Origin of the sequence: Ruoffia sp. FAM 20857 (genome assembly GCF_045528645.1) — a bacterium.
In the GTDB taxonomy this organism is placed as follows: Bacteria; Bacillota; Bacilli; order Lactobacillales; family Aerococcaceae; genus Ruoffia; species Ruoffia halotolerans.
Genome location: NZ_JBGQRB010000015.1, coordinates 17,475 through 30,733 on the forward strand (window position 1 = coordinate 17,475; position 13,259 = coordinate 30,733).

At 38.6% G+C, this 13,259-nt stretch carries 14 protein-coding genes; 9 read left to right on the top strand and 5 right to left on the bottom strand.

Annotation, left to right across the window (positions count from 1 at the left end; genetic code table 11):
• Positions 1 to 91: 91 nt before the first annotated feature.
• Positions 92 to 400 carry an MGMT family protein gene (locus ACEN4N_RS04970; protein ID WP_407093802.1) on the bottom strand — a complete coding sequence of 103 codons (309 nt, stop codon included), beginning with the start codon at positions 398 to 400 and terminating at the stop codon, positions 92 to 94.
• Between the two features lie 134 nt (positions 401 to 534).
• Here ACEN4N_RS04970 and ACEN4N_RS04975 point away from each other — a divergent pair, with 134 nt between their 5' ends.
• A complete protein-coding gene (locus tag ACEN4N_RS04975; RefSeq protein WP_407093803.1) occupies positions 535 to 1,416 on the top strand; it encodes a macrolide 2'-phosphotransferase in 882 nt (293 codons plus the stop codon).
• A 23-nt stretch (positions 1,417 to 1,439) separates the two neighbouring features.
• Positions 1,440 to 1,742, top strand: coding sequence for a DUF1294 domain-containing protein (locus tag ACEN4N_RS04980; protein ID WP_407093804.1), 303 nt, complete (start codon positions 1,440 to 1,442; stop codon positions 1,740 to 1,742).
• A gap of 64 nt (positions 1,743 to 1,806) precedes the next feature.
• On the opposite strand, the gene ACEN4N_RS04985 is transcribed toward ACEN4N_RS04980, so the two are convergent.
• A complete protein-coding gene (locus ACEN4N_RS04985) occupies positions 1,807 to 2,505 on the bottom strand; it encodes a PspA/IM30 family protein (protein WP_407093805.1) in 699 nt (232 codons plus the stop codon).
• Between the two features lie 24 nt (positions 2,506 to 2,529).
• Complete coding sequence (locus tag ACEN4N_RS04990; RefSeq protein WP_407089524.1) at positions 2,530 to 3,594, bottom strand: hypothetical protein; 1,065 nt, start codon at positions 3,592 to 3,594, stop codon at positions 2,530 to 2,532.
• Between the two features lie 177 nt (positions 3,595 to 3,771).
• Between ACEN4N_RS04990 and ACEN4N_RS04995 the strand changes: the two genes are divergently transcribed.
• From ACEN4N_RS04995 to ACEN4N_RS05020, 6 genes are all read left to right on the top strand, one after another.
• Complete coding sequence (locus ACEN4N_RS04995; protein WP_138404176.1) at positions 3,772 to 4,599, top strand: exodeoxyribonuclease III; 828 nt, start codon at positions 3,772 to 3,774, stop codon at positions 4,597 to 4,599.
• 136 nt (positions 4,600 to 4,735) lie between these two features.
• Positions 4,736 to 5,506, top strand: coding sequence for a M15 family metallopeptidase (locus ACEN4N_RS05000; protein ID WP_407089525.1), 771 nt, complete (start codon positions 4,736 to 4,738; stop codon positions 5,504 to 5,506).
• 31 nt (positions 5,507 to 5,537) lie between these two features.
• The gene (locus ACEN4N_RS05005; RefSeq protein WP_407093806.1) at positions 5,538 to 5,885 is read left to right on the top strand and encodes a zinc ribbon domain-containing protein YjdM; all 348 of its coding nucleotides are present in this window, start codon (positions 5,538 to 5,540) and stop codon (positions 5,883 to 5,885) included.
• Positions 5,886 to 6,030: 145 nt separating this feature from the next.
• Complete coding sequence (locus tag ACEN4N_RS05010) at positions 6,031 to 6,288, top strand: hypothetical protein (protein WP_407089527.1); 258 nt, start codon at positions 6,031 to 6,033, stop codon at positions 6,286 to 6,288.
• Between the two features lie 14 nt (positions 6,289 to 6,302).
• Positions 6,303 to 6,872 carry a serine hydrolase gene (locus tag ACEN4N_RS05015; protein WP_407089528.1) on the top strand — a complete coding sequence of 190 codons (570 nt, stop codon included), beginning with the start codon at positions 6,303 to 6,305 and terminating at the stop codon, positions 6,870 to 6,872.
• A 50-nt stretch (positions 6,873 to 6,922) separates the two neighbouring features.
• Positions 6,923 to 7,795: a DMT family transporter gene (locus ACEN4N_RS05020; RefSeq protein ID WP_407089529.1), complete on the top strand. Its 873-nt coding sequence runs from the start codon at positions 6,923 to 6,925 to the stop codon at positions 7,793 to 7,795.
• 399 nt (positions 7,796 to 8,194) lie between these two features.
• Here ACEN4N_RS05020 and ACEN4N_RS05025 read toward each other — a convergent pair whose 3' ends face one another.
• Positions 8,195 to 8,845: an SDR family oxidoreductase gene (locus tag ACEN4N_RS05025; RefSeq protein WP_407089530.1), complete on the bottom strand. Its 651-nt coding sequence runs from the start codon at positions 8,843 to 8,845 to the stop codon at positions 8,195 to 8,197.
• A gap of 681 nt (positions 8,846 to 9,526) precedes the next feature.
• Here ACEN4N_RS05025 and recQ point away from each other — a divergent pair.
• Complete coding sequence (recQ, locus tag ACEN4N_RS05030; protein ID WP_407089531.1) at positions 9,527 to 11,653, top strand: DNA helicase RecQ; 2,127 nt, start codon at positions 9,527 to 9,529, stop codon at positions 11,651 to 11,653.
• A gap of 482 nt (positions 11,654 to 12,135) precedes the next feature.
• On the opposite strand, the gene arsB is transcribed toward recQ, so the two are convergent.
• The gene (arsB, locus tag ACEN4N_RS05035) at positions 12,136 to 13,215 is read right to left on the bottom strand and encodes an ACR3 family arsenite efflux transporter (RefSeq protein WP_407089532.1); all 1,080 of its coding nucleotides are present in this window, start codon (positions 13,213 to 13,215) and stop codon (positions 12,136 to 12,138) included.
• Positions 13,216 to 13,259 lie beyond the last annotated feature (44 nt).

Here is a 13,259-nt window from a genome sequence, read left to right on the forward strand (position 1 = left end):
CCGAACTCAGGACAAATGGAACTGCGGTTCGTCCTTAGTTGATCGAACTCAAGCCAAATAGAATCGCCGTTTGTCTAAAGTTAAGGCGAAATCACATATCCCACTGGAAATTTTTCATATCCACATGTGATGGTTTTTTAAATTCAACGCCTTCATCAAGTAACAAGTCCTTTTGGTTAGGGAAAGTTGGGGCGAGTCTCCCCGCATGATTCACCACACGATGGCAAGGGTAAGCGCCGTAGTAACTAGCCTGGCTGAGTACTTTTCCGACGAGGCGAGCGTTTTTTGGGCGGTCAATGAGGTTAGCAATTTGTCCGTACGAAGCGACTTTTCCTTTAGGAATCTCGTCAACGACGGAAAGTATTTCATAGATTAAGTCTTTTGATAATTTTGCGACCATGAAAAGTCCTCCGATCTTACATTTTATATTATAATATAGCATAGAGGGCATTTGGTATTCGCTACTGACTAAGTTATAATTTGAGGACAAGATTTGAAGCAGTTATTATAGAGGGTCAACGAAAGGGTGATGACATGATTGAATTAGCTAAGAAAAATGGCATCCAATTAAAAGAGGAGACCTTACAAGACGTAAATATTGGCTTAGATTTTAAAGTTGTGATCGCCGAAGATATCAATGGGCAAGAGTGGATATTACGCGTGCCAAGACGAAGAGACGTTTTTCTAAAAGCGCAAGCCGAAAAGAAAATATTAGAACTCGTCAATGAAAATACAAAGTCGATCCAAGTCCCAAATTGGGAAGTTTTTACAGAAGAGTTAATTGCCTATAAGTCACTGGAAGGGCAGCCGGCTGTCACGACTGATTCGGTAACTCAAGAGACAAGTTGGGTTTTTGATGTGAATCAAGCGCCAGCTGAATTTACAAAGAGCCTAGCTAAAGCAATGGTAGAAATTCACAGCATTTCCAAAGAAAAAGTGGCAGAAGCGGGCTTGCGAGTAGACTCAAAAGATCAGTTACAAGAGATGATGCGCCAGCGAATAAATCGTGTGAAGGAAAACTATTCGGTTCATGAATCGCTTTTAGAGCGGTGGGAAGCTTGGTTAAGTCAAGACGACTTGTGGCCAAAAGAGACCGGCTTTATTCATGGTGATTTGTATCCAGGTCATATGTTGATTGATTCCAATTCAAAAGTCATCGGAATTATTGACTGGACTGAGGCGAAGCATATGGATGTTTCCAATGACTTTACAGCGCATTACTTATTGTTTGGAGAGGCTGAGTTGGAAAATTTAATTCAGGAATATAAGGCAGCGGGCGGATATACTTGGCCAAAGATGAAAGAGCATATTATTGAAGTTCTATCAACGCAAGCCATTACGATTGCGGAGTTTGCGGAATCGTCTGGAAGTGAAGATTATAAAAAAGCAGCTCAAGATATGTTGAGTCAAGGCTAAGTTACAATAGAAAGAGTGAATAAATGCAAGAGTATATTAGAATGATAGAGATGATCGTCATCTTATTTATTGGTTTAATGAATGTGTACACGTGTCATCTTTACTACCGTGATAAACAATATTCACGAACTGGGCAATACCGAATTTCAGAAAGAAAATTACTACAAGCGAGTTTTCTTTTAGGAGGACTGGGTGCCTTTCTAGGCATGCGCTTATTTAGACATAAAACTAAGCACCGTAAATTTCAGTTTTGGGTTCCAATTACTGCAGTGTTCACTGTAGGAGTGTGGGCTTGGCTCGTTTCGGAAGTATTACAGTCTATATAAGTATGTAAAAGAAACGCCCTTCTTTCAGTGCTTGTCACTGAAAGAAGGGCGTTTAATTTTAATTTTAAGCATCTGTATCTGTTGAATCTAGACCCATTTGTTGTTTAAGACGAGATAATTCATCTTCAACAGCAGCTGAAGTATTTGAAGCGTATTTTTCTTCTAAAGCTTTAGCTTCGTCAATCGGTTCCGTATTTAATTCTGACATAGCATTTGCTTCGTCTAGCATACGGTTCGCTTTATCTTCCATTCTTTCGAAGTTTCCAATTGCATTCTCAGATTGAGTGATGTTACCTGTGGCATCATTAATTGTTTTTTGAGTATTTGCCACTGACATTTTACCTTTAATCATCGCACGACGTTGTTTTAATGTGTCGATATCTTTAGCAAGCTTATCATGCATTTGACGCATTTTAACGGCATTTTCATGAGCTGCAGCGTAAGCTGTTGCGTAACCGGCACCGACATTTTCAACTTCTTGTTTCTTAGATAAGAAGATACGTGCGTCAGCTTCGTTGTTAGCTTCTAAAGCTTTCTTAGCTAATTCTTCGAATTTCTTCACTTCTGCTTCGTTCTCATCGACTTTACGTTTGCTGCGAGTTTCTTCAGCCATCACACTTGCGGTACTTTCTTTTACTTCAGCTAAGTCTTCTAACATGTCACGTAAGTATTGGTCGATCATTTTCTCAGGATCTTCCATGCGGTCAATAATTGAGTTGATATTTGCACTGATAATGTCTTTAAATCTATTTAGTATAGCCATAATGTAATTCCTCCAAATTGTATATTATTTGTCTTCGTATTTTTTTGCTAAATCGTCTGCTTCAGAACTTGTTCCGAAAGTGTCAATCGGTTTACTCAACATATCTTCGGTACGTTTGGCTTCAATCGCTTCTTGTTGCTTACGTTTACGCCACCATAAGAAGAGGATTCCAACGAGAATCACGCCACCTATTACTAGTAGGACAGGTATCCAAGGTGAGGTTGTTACGTCCATAATTCGGTCAGCTGCATCTCGGAATGACTTACTAAAGAACTCGGAAGTGTTAAGGCTCATGTCATAGTAATTTCGATCAATGTAATCTAGTAATATGTCTGCTGCTTCTCTATCAATAACTTGGTCGGCTTGGGAACCCGTGACATAATAAGTCGTGTAATTGCTTGGTGTTCCTTCATAAAACATTAACAATAAGTGAGCTTCATCGGTGAATAATTCATCGTAAAGTTCATTGGTATATACCTCTACTTCCGACATTGAAGCATTGTTTGAACCATTAATTTCAGTTGTAATATAGACGTGAGGCTGAACACCTGTTTTTTCATAGAAATGACGTAATCCATCATTCATAACGGTTTGGTTTTCAACCCAGTTAGCGTCATCGGTGTAATAATCCGTTTCATTGACTGAACCTGCTGGTAGTGGCTCACGTTCAACGGTTGAGCGCGTTACAGAAGTTTCAGAGCTGGATGAATTATTATTCGAACTCCCACCCATACCACCAAATATCATTGGTAATATGAACATGATAATCACACCAATAATGATCATTGAGATGAGTGTGCTTGAACAGCCACCGCCACCTCCGCCTCCAGAAGGACCACCACCAAAGGAACTTCTTCTACGACGAGAACCCCATGAGTTAAAGATTGGTCCGGTTCGAATGACTGGACGAGAATTGTAACCTCCGCCGCCCCAAGAACCGCCACCACCCCAAGAGCCTCCGCCACGACTACCACCGAATGACCCGCCACCGCGTCCACCAGAACTACTGCGACCACCGCCACCACGAGACCCACCGAAGCCACCGCTGCGACCACCGCCGCCACCTCCGCGGCCTCCTCCTCTTGCCATAGACATCCCTCTCTTCCATTATTTCCATCATCGTTATCTTAATTTAAATATATCATAAAGCGCTATCATCAATCAATTTTGAACTCCTTTTACAAAGAAATTGTCACAATGTTTGACCATCCAATCAGTTAAATATAAAATGAATAAGAATAAATAAAGTATACGAGGAGAATGACAGTGAAATTAATTTCATGGAATATCGATTCACTTAACGCAGCTTTAACAAGTGACTCAGCGAGAGCAGAATTATCAAGAGCTGTACTAAAGACAATTAAAGATGAAGATCCAGATGTAATAGCGATTCAAGAAACTAAATTATCAAGTAAAGGGCCAACTAAAAAGCATTTAGAAATCTTGCAAGAAGACGTGCCAGATTACACCATCGCTTGGAATAGTTCAAAAGAACCGGCCCGAAAAAGTTATGCTGGGACAATGTTCTTATTCAAAAACTACCTTTCACCTAATGTTACTTATCCAGAAATTGGGGCACCAAGTACCATGGATGCGGAGGGGCGTATTATTACACTTGAATTTGATGATTTCTTTATTACACAAGTTTATACACCGAATGCTGGTTCGGGCTTAGTTCGTTTAGAAGAGCGTCAACAATGGGATATTAAGTATGCGGATTACTTAGCGAGTCTTGATAAAGAGAAACCTGTCATAGCAACAGGTGACTATAACGTCGCTCACAAAGAAATTGACTTGAAAAATCCTAAGAGTAACCGTCGTTCAGCTGGCTTTACTGACGAAGAGCGTGAAGGGTTCACAAATCTATTAGCTCGCGGATTTACAGATACATTCCGTTATATTCACGGAGATGTGGAAGGCGTTTATTCTTGGTGGAATCAACGCGCGAAGACTAGTAAAATCAACAATTCGGGGTGGAGAATTGACTACTGGTTAGTAAGTAACCGAATTGCGGATAAAGTTCAAAAATCTGAAATGATTGATTCAGGAACTCGTCAAGACCACACGCCAACCTTGTTGGAAATTGATATTTAAAATGTATTATAATGACACATCAGTTTGTTTTATATTGGCTGGTGTGTTTTATTTTAAAAGCCTATTGAAAAAAGGTTGTCTTAATGAGAAAATTTGAGATAATAGATGAGTAATCTTAATTAAGGAGCTTAAATTAATGAAATTTAAAACAAAATGGCGATATTTTTTAATGACAATGGTTGTCTGGTTAACTTTACCCGTTAAAACCATTGGAGCGATTGAGTTGATTGATACCGAACTCATTGAACCATTTAAATCTGATTTAACAGTAGAAGAATTAGTTGAAGCCTTGCCAGAGGATGCGTCTTTAGACGATCCAGCACTCATGCTGATCAACCGAGAAAACCGTTTGGAAGCAGATTTAGACATGGAATTTGCTTGGACAGGGACGGGGCACGCCTACAATGCGAATATTTTCGAAGAGTTTAATGCTTTAATTACTGCAGCAGAACAAGCTGGATACTACTTTGAAACTGTCTCTGCTCACCGGACAATTGCCTATCAAGCGATGAACTTTGATAGTCGTTATAATATGTATATTGCGGATGGTTATAGTGATGCGGATGCCTTTTATATGACGGACATGTTTGTTGCCCCAGCAGATGCGACTGAACATTCGACTGGATTGGCTTTTGATTTACTTGGAACGGATTGGCAAGAATACGGACGTGATTTACACCAAGCTTACGGCCAATACGGTTCTGCGATTTGGTTAGCTGAGAACGGTCATGATTATGGCTTTATCTTACGCTACTTAGAAGGCAAAACACATATCACTGGTTACGAATACGAACCTTGGCATATTCGTTATGTAGGAGAAGACCACGCGACATTTATGTATGAACATGGTTTGACTCTTGAAGAGTACTTAGCTTTAATCAATTTAAGAGATACAGCTGAGGAATGATTATTTTCAATAAAAGATAAGGAGGTGCAGAATGGAAAACGTACCTAATTGCCCACAATGTCAGTCGGAATACACGTATGAAGATGGTGCATTATTCGTCTGTCCGGAATGTGCTTACGAATGGACTGCAAGTGAACAAGCAAACATCGAGGCTAGCGAAACAATTACAGATTCGAATGGGAATGAGCTTGCGGACGGTGACACAGTTATCGTTGTCAAAGATTTGAAAGTAAAAGGCTTCAAATCAGCGATTAAGCAAGGAACGAAAGTAAAAAATATAAAGTTAATTATTGATCCAGCCGATGGACATGACATTGATTGTAAGATCGACGGTTTCGGAGCGATGAAGTTAAAGTCTGAATTCGTTAAAAAAGCATAAACAATTAAGTTTTACCTCACTGAATAAAGTGGGGTATTTATTTAACAAAAAATGAAGAGGTGGGCAAGTTGTTAAAGAAAAATGTTAGTAGTTTCCTTGTTTTTATTGGCGGCGTGTAGCACATCAGAAGAGCCCGTGCCAGTTATTGAAGACTCAAAGTGAGTCTGTTGAGAGTGAGACAGAGGAGTCTGTGACTGAAGAATTATCTCAAGACTATAGTCAATTCACCTCTATGGAAGAATTAGTGACTGCAACAATACATGAATTCGGTTTGAATCCAGAGGCTGTTTTAGTTGCCTATCATAATTACCAGACTGACACAGATTTTTTCTATAACGAGCGAACGCCAATGCTTGTTGGAAGTGTGACGAAAGTGGGTGTGCAAGACTTTACGCTGATTTAATTGCCGATGGTGTGATGACTTTTGAGACAGAGTTACCTTATAGTGACGCTTTGTTCGAGGAGGGTGCCGGTCCAGTGACGAATAGTGAGAAAAAGGCGTCTTATCCTTTATATGAGTTGTTTTACAATTCATTAGCTCTGTCTGATAACACCGCTTTTAATATGCTTTTCTCTTATTACCAGCAAATTTATGAAAATGTGCAAGAGTCACTTTTAAATTTAAGCGGGCTGTCGTTTGATCAAGCTGAGTATACAACGAATAATATGGCAGACGCCCAGATGATATTGAATATTTTACTCCCGGTTGCTACCGAAGATAAATACAGTTATATTTTAACTTCGCTTAGTGGGAATACCGAAGCAGAATATTTCAAAAAACATATCCAAGAAGGCATGTTCACAAAATATGGTAGTATTGGCGGGTCTCTTCACGACTCCGGTATTTATATGGAGGACGGCGAACCGGTCTATGCTTTAGTTGTCTTAACCAATGGCCAAGGGATGGTGGATGAATTTTTAGCGACGATGAATCTTCGAATGAATGAGTGGGGCAAATACCAGAAACAAAACACCCAATTAAATTAAAATTATGTTAGAATACTATTGAAACTTTAATGATTGAGGAGGAGTGTCTTTTGGATAAAGTTAAATTAATTGTCGCAATGTTAATCGTAGGGTCAATCGGGATTTTTGTTCATTTTATTCCGTTGCCATCTGCGGTGATAGCGATGTTTAGAGCCGTTGTCGGAACTCTTTTCCTCCTCGGTGTCATAATTTTTAAGCAAAGTAACATCGATTGGGCTGTCGTTAAGAAAAATGCGAAATACTTAATTATTTCTGGAACTGCGATTGGTTTTAATTGGATTTTCCTATTTGAAGCGTATCAATATACAAGTGTGGCCGTTGCAACTTTGTGCTATTATATGGCACCAGCCTTTGTGGTATTGCTAGCACCTTTCGTTTTAAATGAAAAAATGACGATTTATAATCTCTTCAGTACCATTGCTGCCTTGTTCGGAGCTGTCTTAATTTCAGGTGTGTTTGGTGGGGTGCAAGTTAACTTAATCGGGGTCGGATATGGAATCGGTGCAGCTGTACTGTATGCGTGGATCATGATTCTAAATAAAAAGACTAAAGGCTTACCAGGATTGGAGTTAACTTTCTTCCAATTATTGGTCTCAGCAGTGGTGATGGTTCCATATGTATTCCTGACCGAGGATTTAAGCGGGTTGAGCTTCACACCTTCAGTGCTTGGCCTTTTACTGATTGTCGGAGTTGTTCACACAGGCTGGGTTTATCAACTCTTCTTTGAAGCTTTGAATAAATTACCAGCTCAGACGTCCTCACTCTTGAGCTACATTGATCCAGTTACAGCTATTATCCTATCGGCAGTATTGCTACACCAACCTTTAAGCACAATACAAATGGTTGGGACGCTGTTTATTCTAGGCTCAACGGTTATGAATGAAGTGTTTAATTATAGAAAGCGGTCTGAAGTCGTATTATAGAAGATGGTTAACACTATTCTTGAATGGATAGTGTTTTTTTGATGCTTAAGGTGCGTCGTGAATTGGCACGACACTCCGTATTTTCGTTTGCGGTACGTCGTGCCGACTCACGACACTCCGTATTTTCGTTTGCGGTTCATCGTGCTGACTCACGACGCCCCGCAAAGTCAAAATTTCACTCAATTCTCCAGTTTCAACTACTGTCTATTCTTACAATAAAAACTAGTATTATTTGGCAATTAAATGATACATGGGAAACACAATATATAAAAAATTTTAGAGTTTACAAATGCAGGGGGTACACTAATACATAGTGATGAAGACAATGAATAAATCCATAAAAATAACCGAGTCAGTCACTTTATAATGTGATCTGACTCAGTTATTACTTGTTATATATTATAGTGATTTAACAGCGTCATTCACGTCTTTGTCGCCAGCTAACACTTCAAATTCTTTCTTAATTGTGTTCTCGTTTTCTAATACGGCAACCAGTGTGTGAGCAACATCTTCAAGTGGAATCTCATTGATTTCAAAGTCTGTTCCTACTTTAATGTTTCCAGTACCGCTTTCGTCTACAAGAATACCTGGGTGAACGATAGTCCAGTCTAATTCTGTACGGTTTTTCAACCATTCATCTGCATAGTTCTTAGCGATGGTGTATACTTGCAGAGAATTTTCTTTTTCCATTTCTTCGCGTCCAGTACGGAATGTACTTACCATCACGAATCGTTTAACGCCGGCATGTTCAGCAGCTGTCATTGCTTTAATTGCGCCGTCTAAGTCAATTTTCACTGTCTTGTCTAAGCCTTTTCCTCCAGCACCTGCACTGAATATTACTGCATCCATGCCTCTAGCTGCTTCGGCTAATTCATCGATTGAGTTCTTAGCTAAGTCGAGTAATACTGTTTCGATCCCTCGTTCGCTAAAGAAACTTTCTTGTTCAGCCTTACGTATCATAGCTTTTTCTTGAATGCTTTCATGGTCTTTGACTATTTCAGCAAAGTGTCTAGCAACTTTACCATTTGCTCCTACTACTAATACTTTCATTAAAAAACTCCTTTCAAAAGCTTTTAATCTAACTGTATTTTCTATCTCATCTTAACAACAACCCCCTTTGTTTACAAAGAATCGGCTTGTGAGAAGTAGTTTATTTATGCTGATGAAAGAGAGATGATTCCGCGACCGCATATTTATGTTCACTCAGCGAATTCAATGTAGCCATGGGACCGTCTCTAGTTCTTTACAAAAATACGGTCGTATTTTTATAAAAGCTCTTCCGTCTCGTCTACCTATTGATATTGTAGATCACTGTCGTTCACGCAGAATTTAATACGGTAGTCCGTCCTTATTCATAGTAAATGAATTCACTGAACTCACGGTAATATGCTGGGTGAGTGTTCTTCAAAAACTAAATTTAATAAATAAGATCGTTTTAGTAATAGCATATGAAAGTGAGAATGGTGAGGTGCAGTCGTATTAGGACGACTTTGCGTACTTCAAGCCATAGGAGTGGTAGCGACATATGGATTAACTAGCAAAGCGCGACGAAAGCTTAATCAAAAGGTTTAAGCCGAGGTGATTGACTTAAGGAGATCCACTACGGTGACCGAATCATTCTCGCTGAAATAAGTACACTATTTCCGAGAACACCCTCATGTTCTAAATAATTCAGTTGTATGTTAAACTATTTAAGGATAAAAAATGATTTAAAAAGAAAGGGCGTATTTTGTGCAGTTAGAAGCATCATTACAGGAGCATTTTGGGTATTCTTCCTTTCGCCCTGGACAAAAAGAAATAATAAATACAATATTATCTGGGCAAGATACATTAGGGATTCTGCCAACCGGGGGAGGTAAGTCAGTCTGTTACCAGCTCCCGGCTTTAATGTTGCCTGGCTTAACCGTAGTAATATCGCCATTGATTTCCTTGATGAAAGATCAAGTGGATACGTTGACGCAACTAGGAGTACAAGCAGCTTATTTGAACTCGACTATCAGTAGTAAAGAGTTCCAAGATATAATACAACAACTACGCCAAAGAACATTGAAGATGTTATATGTGGCACCTGAACGGTTAGAGAATCCAAGTTTCCAGGAGTTTTTAAGTAAACAAAATATCTCACTATTTGCTGTGGATGAGGCGCATTGTGTGTCTCAATGGGGCTTTGATTTCAGACCAAGCTACCGAAACATTACACAATTTATTAACCAATTGCCTCAAAGACCGAGAATGTCAGCCTTCACCGCAACAGCAACGAAACGTGTTCAAGACGATATTGTGGCTCAATTGGAATTAGAAGATCCAGGCGTCTTCATTAATTCCTTTGACCGACCAAATATCAAATTCTCAGTCATCGAACCTAACAATCGTCTAGTGACTTTGCATAGTTTAATTAATCATGATGAAGCAATTATTATTTATGCCAACACGCGTAAACAAGTCGACAAGTTGCATTTAGAGTTGAAGCAACAAGGTTATGCCGTGAATAAGTATCATGCTGGGATGGAACACGATCAAAGACAACAATCTCAGTCTGAATTCATTAAGGATGAGTGTAACATAATTGTCGCAACAAATGCTTTTGGAATGGGAATTGATAAGACCGACGTTCGGAAAGTGATTCACTTTAACTTGCCGAAAGATTTAGAAAGTTATTACCAAGAAGCGGGCCGTGCGGGCCGTGATTCCCTTGATGCGGAAGCGATTCTTTTATATCACTCTCAAGATATTATGACGAATAAGTTTTTAATTGCGCAAAGTAATGATGAATTAGCTCATCGCCGCTTAGAGATGATGATTCAGTACGCAAGCTTCACGGGTTGTTTGCGGAATTTTATCCTAAGATATTTTGGTGAATTTCCTAATGAAGCTTGTGGAAATTGTTCAAATTGTATGGGTGAGATGCGTCAAATCGATGTGACAAAAGAAGCACAGATGATCTTATCGTGTATGCTTCGAATGAAGCACCAATTTGGGATGACGATGATTATTGATGTCCTGCGTGGAAGTCAGAATCAGCGAGTTCTAGATAATCGCTTTGACGAGCTGTCGACTTACGGCATTATGAAGACTTATTCTGTTCAACAAATTCGCGACATCATTTCAGCATTATTAGCCTATCAATATATTGGCGTGACGGAACACCGCGGTTTATATGCGACGGAAGCATCTAAGATGCTTTTAATGGGTAAGACGACTTTAACAATTAAAGAACGTAAATACCTTAAAGCATCAACCAGTCGTAGACGCACAGTATCTAAAGATGTTAATGCGGATCTGTATGAACAATTGCGTCAAGTTCGGGCACAACTGGCCAAAGAAGAGGGGATGCCGGCTTATATTATCTTCTCTAATAAATCCTTGGAAGATATGGCGAGTCGTATGCCGAATACTTATGAAGAATTCCTTGATGTTGAAGGGGTTGGATCGGTTAAAGCAGAGAAGTATGCGGGCTATTTCTTACCTGCGATTCAAGAATATTCTTCTTCGAATCCGGATACGACAGTCGAAGAAGAACCACACCGTGAAAGTGTTGATCTACAAAGTAGTGGTGGACAATCAAGTTATTATATTAGTGCTCAGTATGCAGAACGTGGCCTGACGCCATTGGAGATTGCGATTGAACGTAATATGACTGAAGCCACTATCTTGTCGCATCTGACACAAGCTGCGGAGCAAGGGGATTTAGAAGTGTTTGACGCGGATGTGTCATCATATATTAAGAACCAAATCAAGCAAGCGATTCGAAAAGTTGGGACCGACTCACTAAAAGCGATTAAAGAAGCTTTGCCTGAAAAGATTAGTTATGATGATATAAAATACGTCCTGATTGATTATTTAGTAAATAATATTTAATAAAAAGCACGCATCTAAGGAGCAGTGAGGTGACCCCCGAAAGTTAGAGTTAAAAATCTAACTTTACGGGGGTCGTTTTTGTGTCACAAAAGTATTCATATAAATATCAAAATACGTTTAATCTCAAATCGAACTACTCTTTTAGAAATTTACTCATCACCACTGCAACCTTCAGAATTGATCGTTAAGTATTGCTCCAGATTGCCAACTCTACTTATAATATTTGAACTCAAAAAAGATTTCGTCATTATAACGTATATTTTTGTTAGACGTTGTAATAGATAACCATGGGTTTGGAATCTTATTCCGCAACAAGGTCGCTTCTAAACGTTTCTACATACCCTCGTCTATACATCGCCCGATTCACTATGAAGTTGAATACAATCCCTGTGATTAGATAAAGTCTGGCATTATGCATTCAAATTTTAAGTTAATAAAACAGTTGATAAAAGGTTATATCACATAATTTCTTTTCTTTTTAATTAATATTCGTAGCCATCGAACCAATGTTTCGTTTTATTTGAAAATTTGACTAATAATAGCATAACAGGAACCTCTACTAATACTCCTACAACGGTTGCTAAAGTTGCACCAGAATTCAATCCAAATAATGCTATTGAGACAGCTACAGCAAGTTCAAAAAAGTTACTTGTTCCAACCATGGCTGCGGGTGCTGCTATTGAAAAAGGCAATTTACAAGCTTTAGCACCACCATAACCAAGGAAAAATATTGCTATATTTTGAACAATTAACGGAATAGCAATTAATAAAATATGGAATGGATTACTTAGAATTCGTTCACCTTGGAATGAAAAGATAATAACTAAAGTTAGTAGTAAACCAATCCGTGTGGTCCCATCAAATTTATTCACAAAATCTTTTTCAAAATAATCATCACCTTTTTTCTTGACCACGTATTTTCGAACAATAATTCCTAGAGCCAAAGGGATTACAATGAATACAAAAATAGAGAGTAAAAGTGTATTGATAGGGACCGAAACGTTACCAATGCCCAATAAAAGTGCCACAATTGGAGCATATAAAAAGAGAACAATGATATCATTTATAGATACTTGCAATAAGGTGTATGCTGGATCACCTTTGGTTAGTTCACTCCATACAAATACCATAGCTGTACAAGGTGCTGCCCCTAAAAGAATCGCACCAGCTATGTACTCATTGGCTAGTTCGGGACTTAAAAACGGTTTAAATACCACCAAAAAGAAAAAGGCAGAAATTGCATACATGGTAAATGGTTTAATTAGCCAGTTTACTACTGTAGTTAAGATTAATCCTTTTGGCTTTCTTGTTACATTTACAATACTGCTAAAGTCAATTTTTAACATCATTGGAAAAATCATTAACCAAATTAAAATAGCTGTTGGAATTGATACGTTATAATACTCAAATTGACTTAAAAAATTAGGTATTGCAGGAACAAATTGCCCTAGCGCTACACCAATAATCATTGATAAAGCAACCCATAAACTTAAATAACGTTCCCAAAGCCCAATCCCATTTTCTTTATTCGATACTTTTTCTTTTAAAGCTGTTTCTTTCATTATTTTCCTCCAATAATAATAGTATTTAATCTTTTAATGAGAAA

Bases quoted from the DNA above. Each gene is read 5' to 3' on its own strand.
- ACEN4N_RS04970 (WP_407093802.1), bottom strand. From the start codon at position 400: ATGGTCGCAAAATTATCAAAAGACTTAATCTATGAAATACTTTCCGTC.
- ACEN4N_RS04975 (WP_407093803.1), top strand. From the start codon at position 535: ATGATTGAATTAGCTAAGAAAAATGGCATCCAATTAAAAGAGGAGACC.
- ACEN4N_RS04980 (WP_407093804.1), top strand. From the start codon at position 1,440: ATGCAAGAGTATATTAGAATGATAGAGATGATCGTCATCTTATTTATT.
- ACEN4N_RS04985 (WP_407093805.1), bottom strand. From the start codon at position 2,505: ATGGCTATACTAAATAGATTTAAAGACATTATCAGTGCAAATATCAAC.
- ACEN4N_RS04990 (WP_407089524.1), bottom strand. From the start codon at position 3,594: ATGGCAAGAGGAGGAGGCCGCGGAGGTGGCGGCGGTGGTCGCAGCGGT.
- ACEN4N_RS05000 (WP_407089525.1), top strand. From the start codon at position 4,736: ATGAAATTTAAAACAAAATGGCGATATTTTTTAATGACAATGGTTGTC.
- ACEN4N_RS05005 (WP_407093806.1), top strand. From the start codon at position 5,538: ATGGAAAACGTACCTAATTGCCCACAATGTCAGTCGGAATACACGTAT.
- ACEN4N_RS05015 (WP_407089528.1), top strand. From the start codon at position 6,303: ATGACTTTTGAGACAGAGTTACCTTATAGTGACGCTTTGTTCGAGGAG.
- ACEN4N_RS05025 (WP_407089530.1), bottom strand. From the start codon at position 8,845: ATGAAAGTATTAGTAGTAGGAGCAAATGGTAAAGTTGCTAGACACTTT.
- arsB (WP_407089532.1), bottom strand. From the start codon at position 13,215: ATGAAAGAAACAGCTTTAAAAGAAAAAGTATCGAATAAAGAAAATGGG.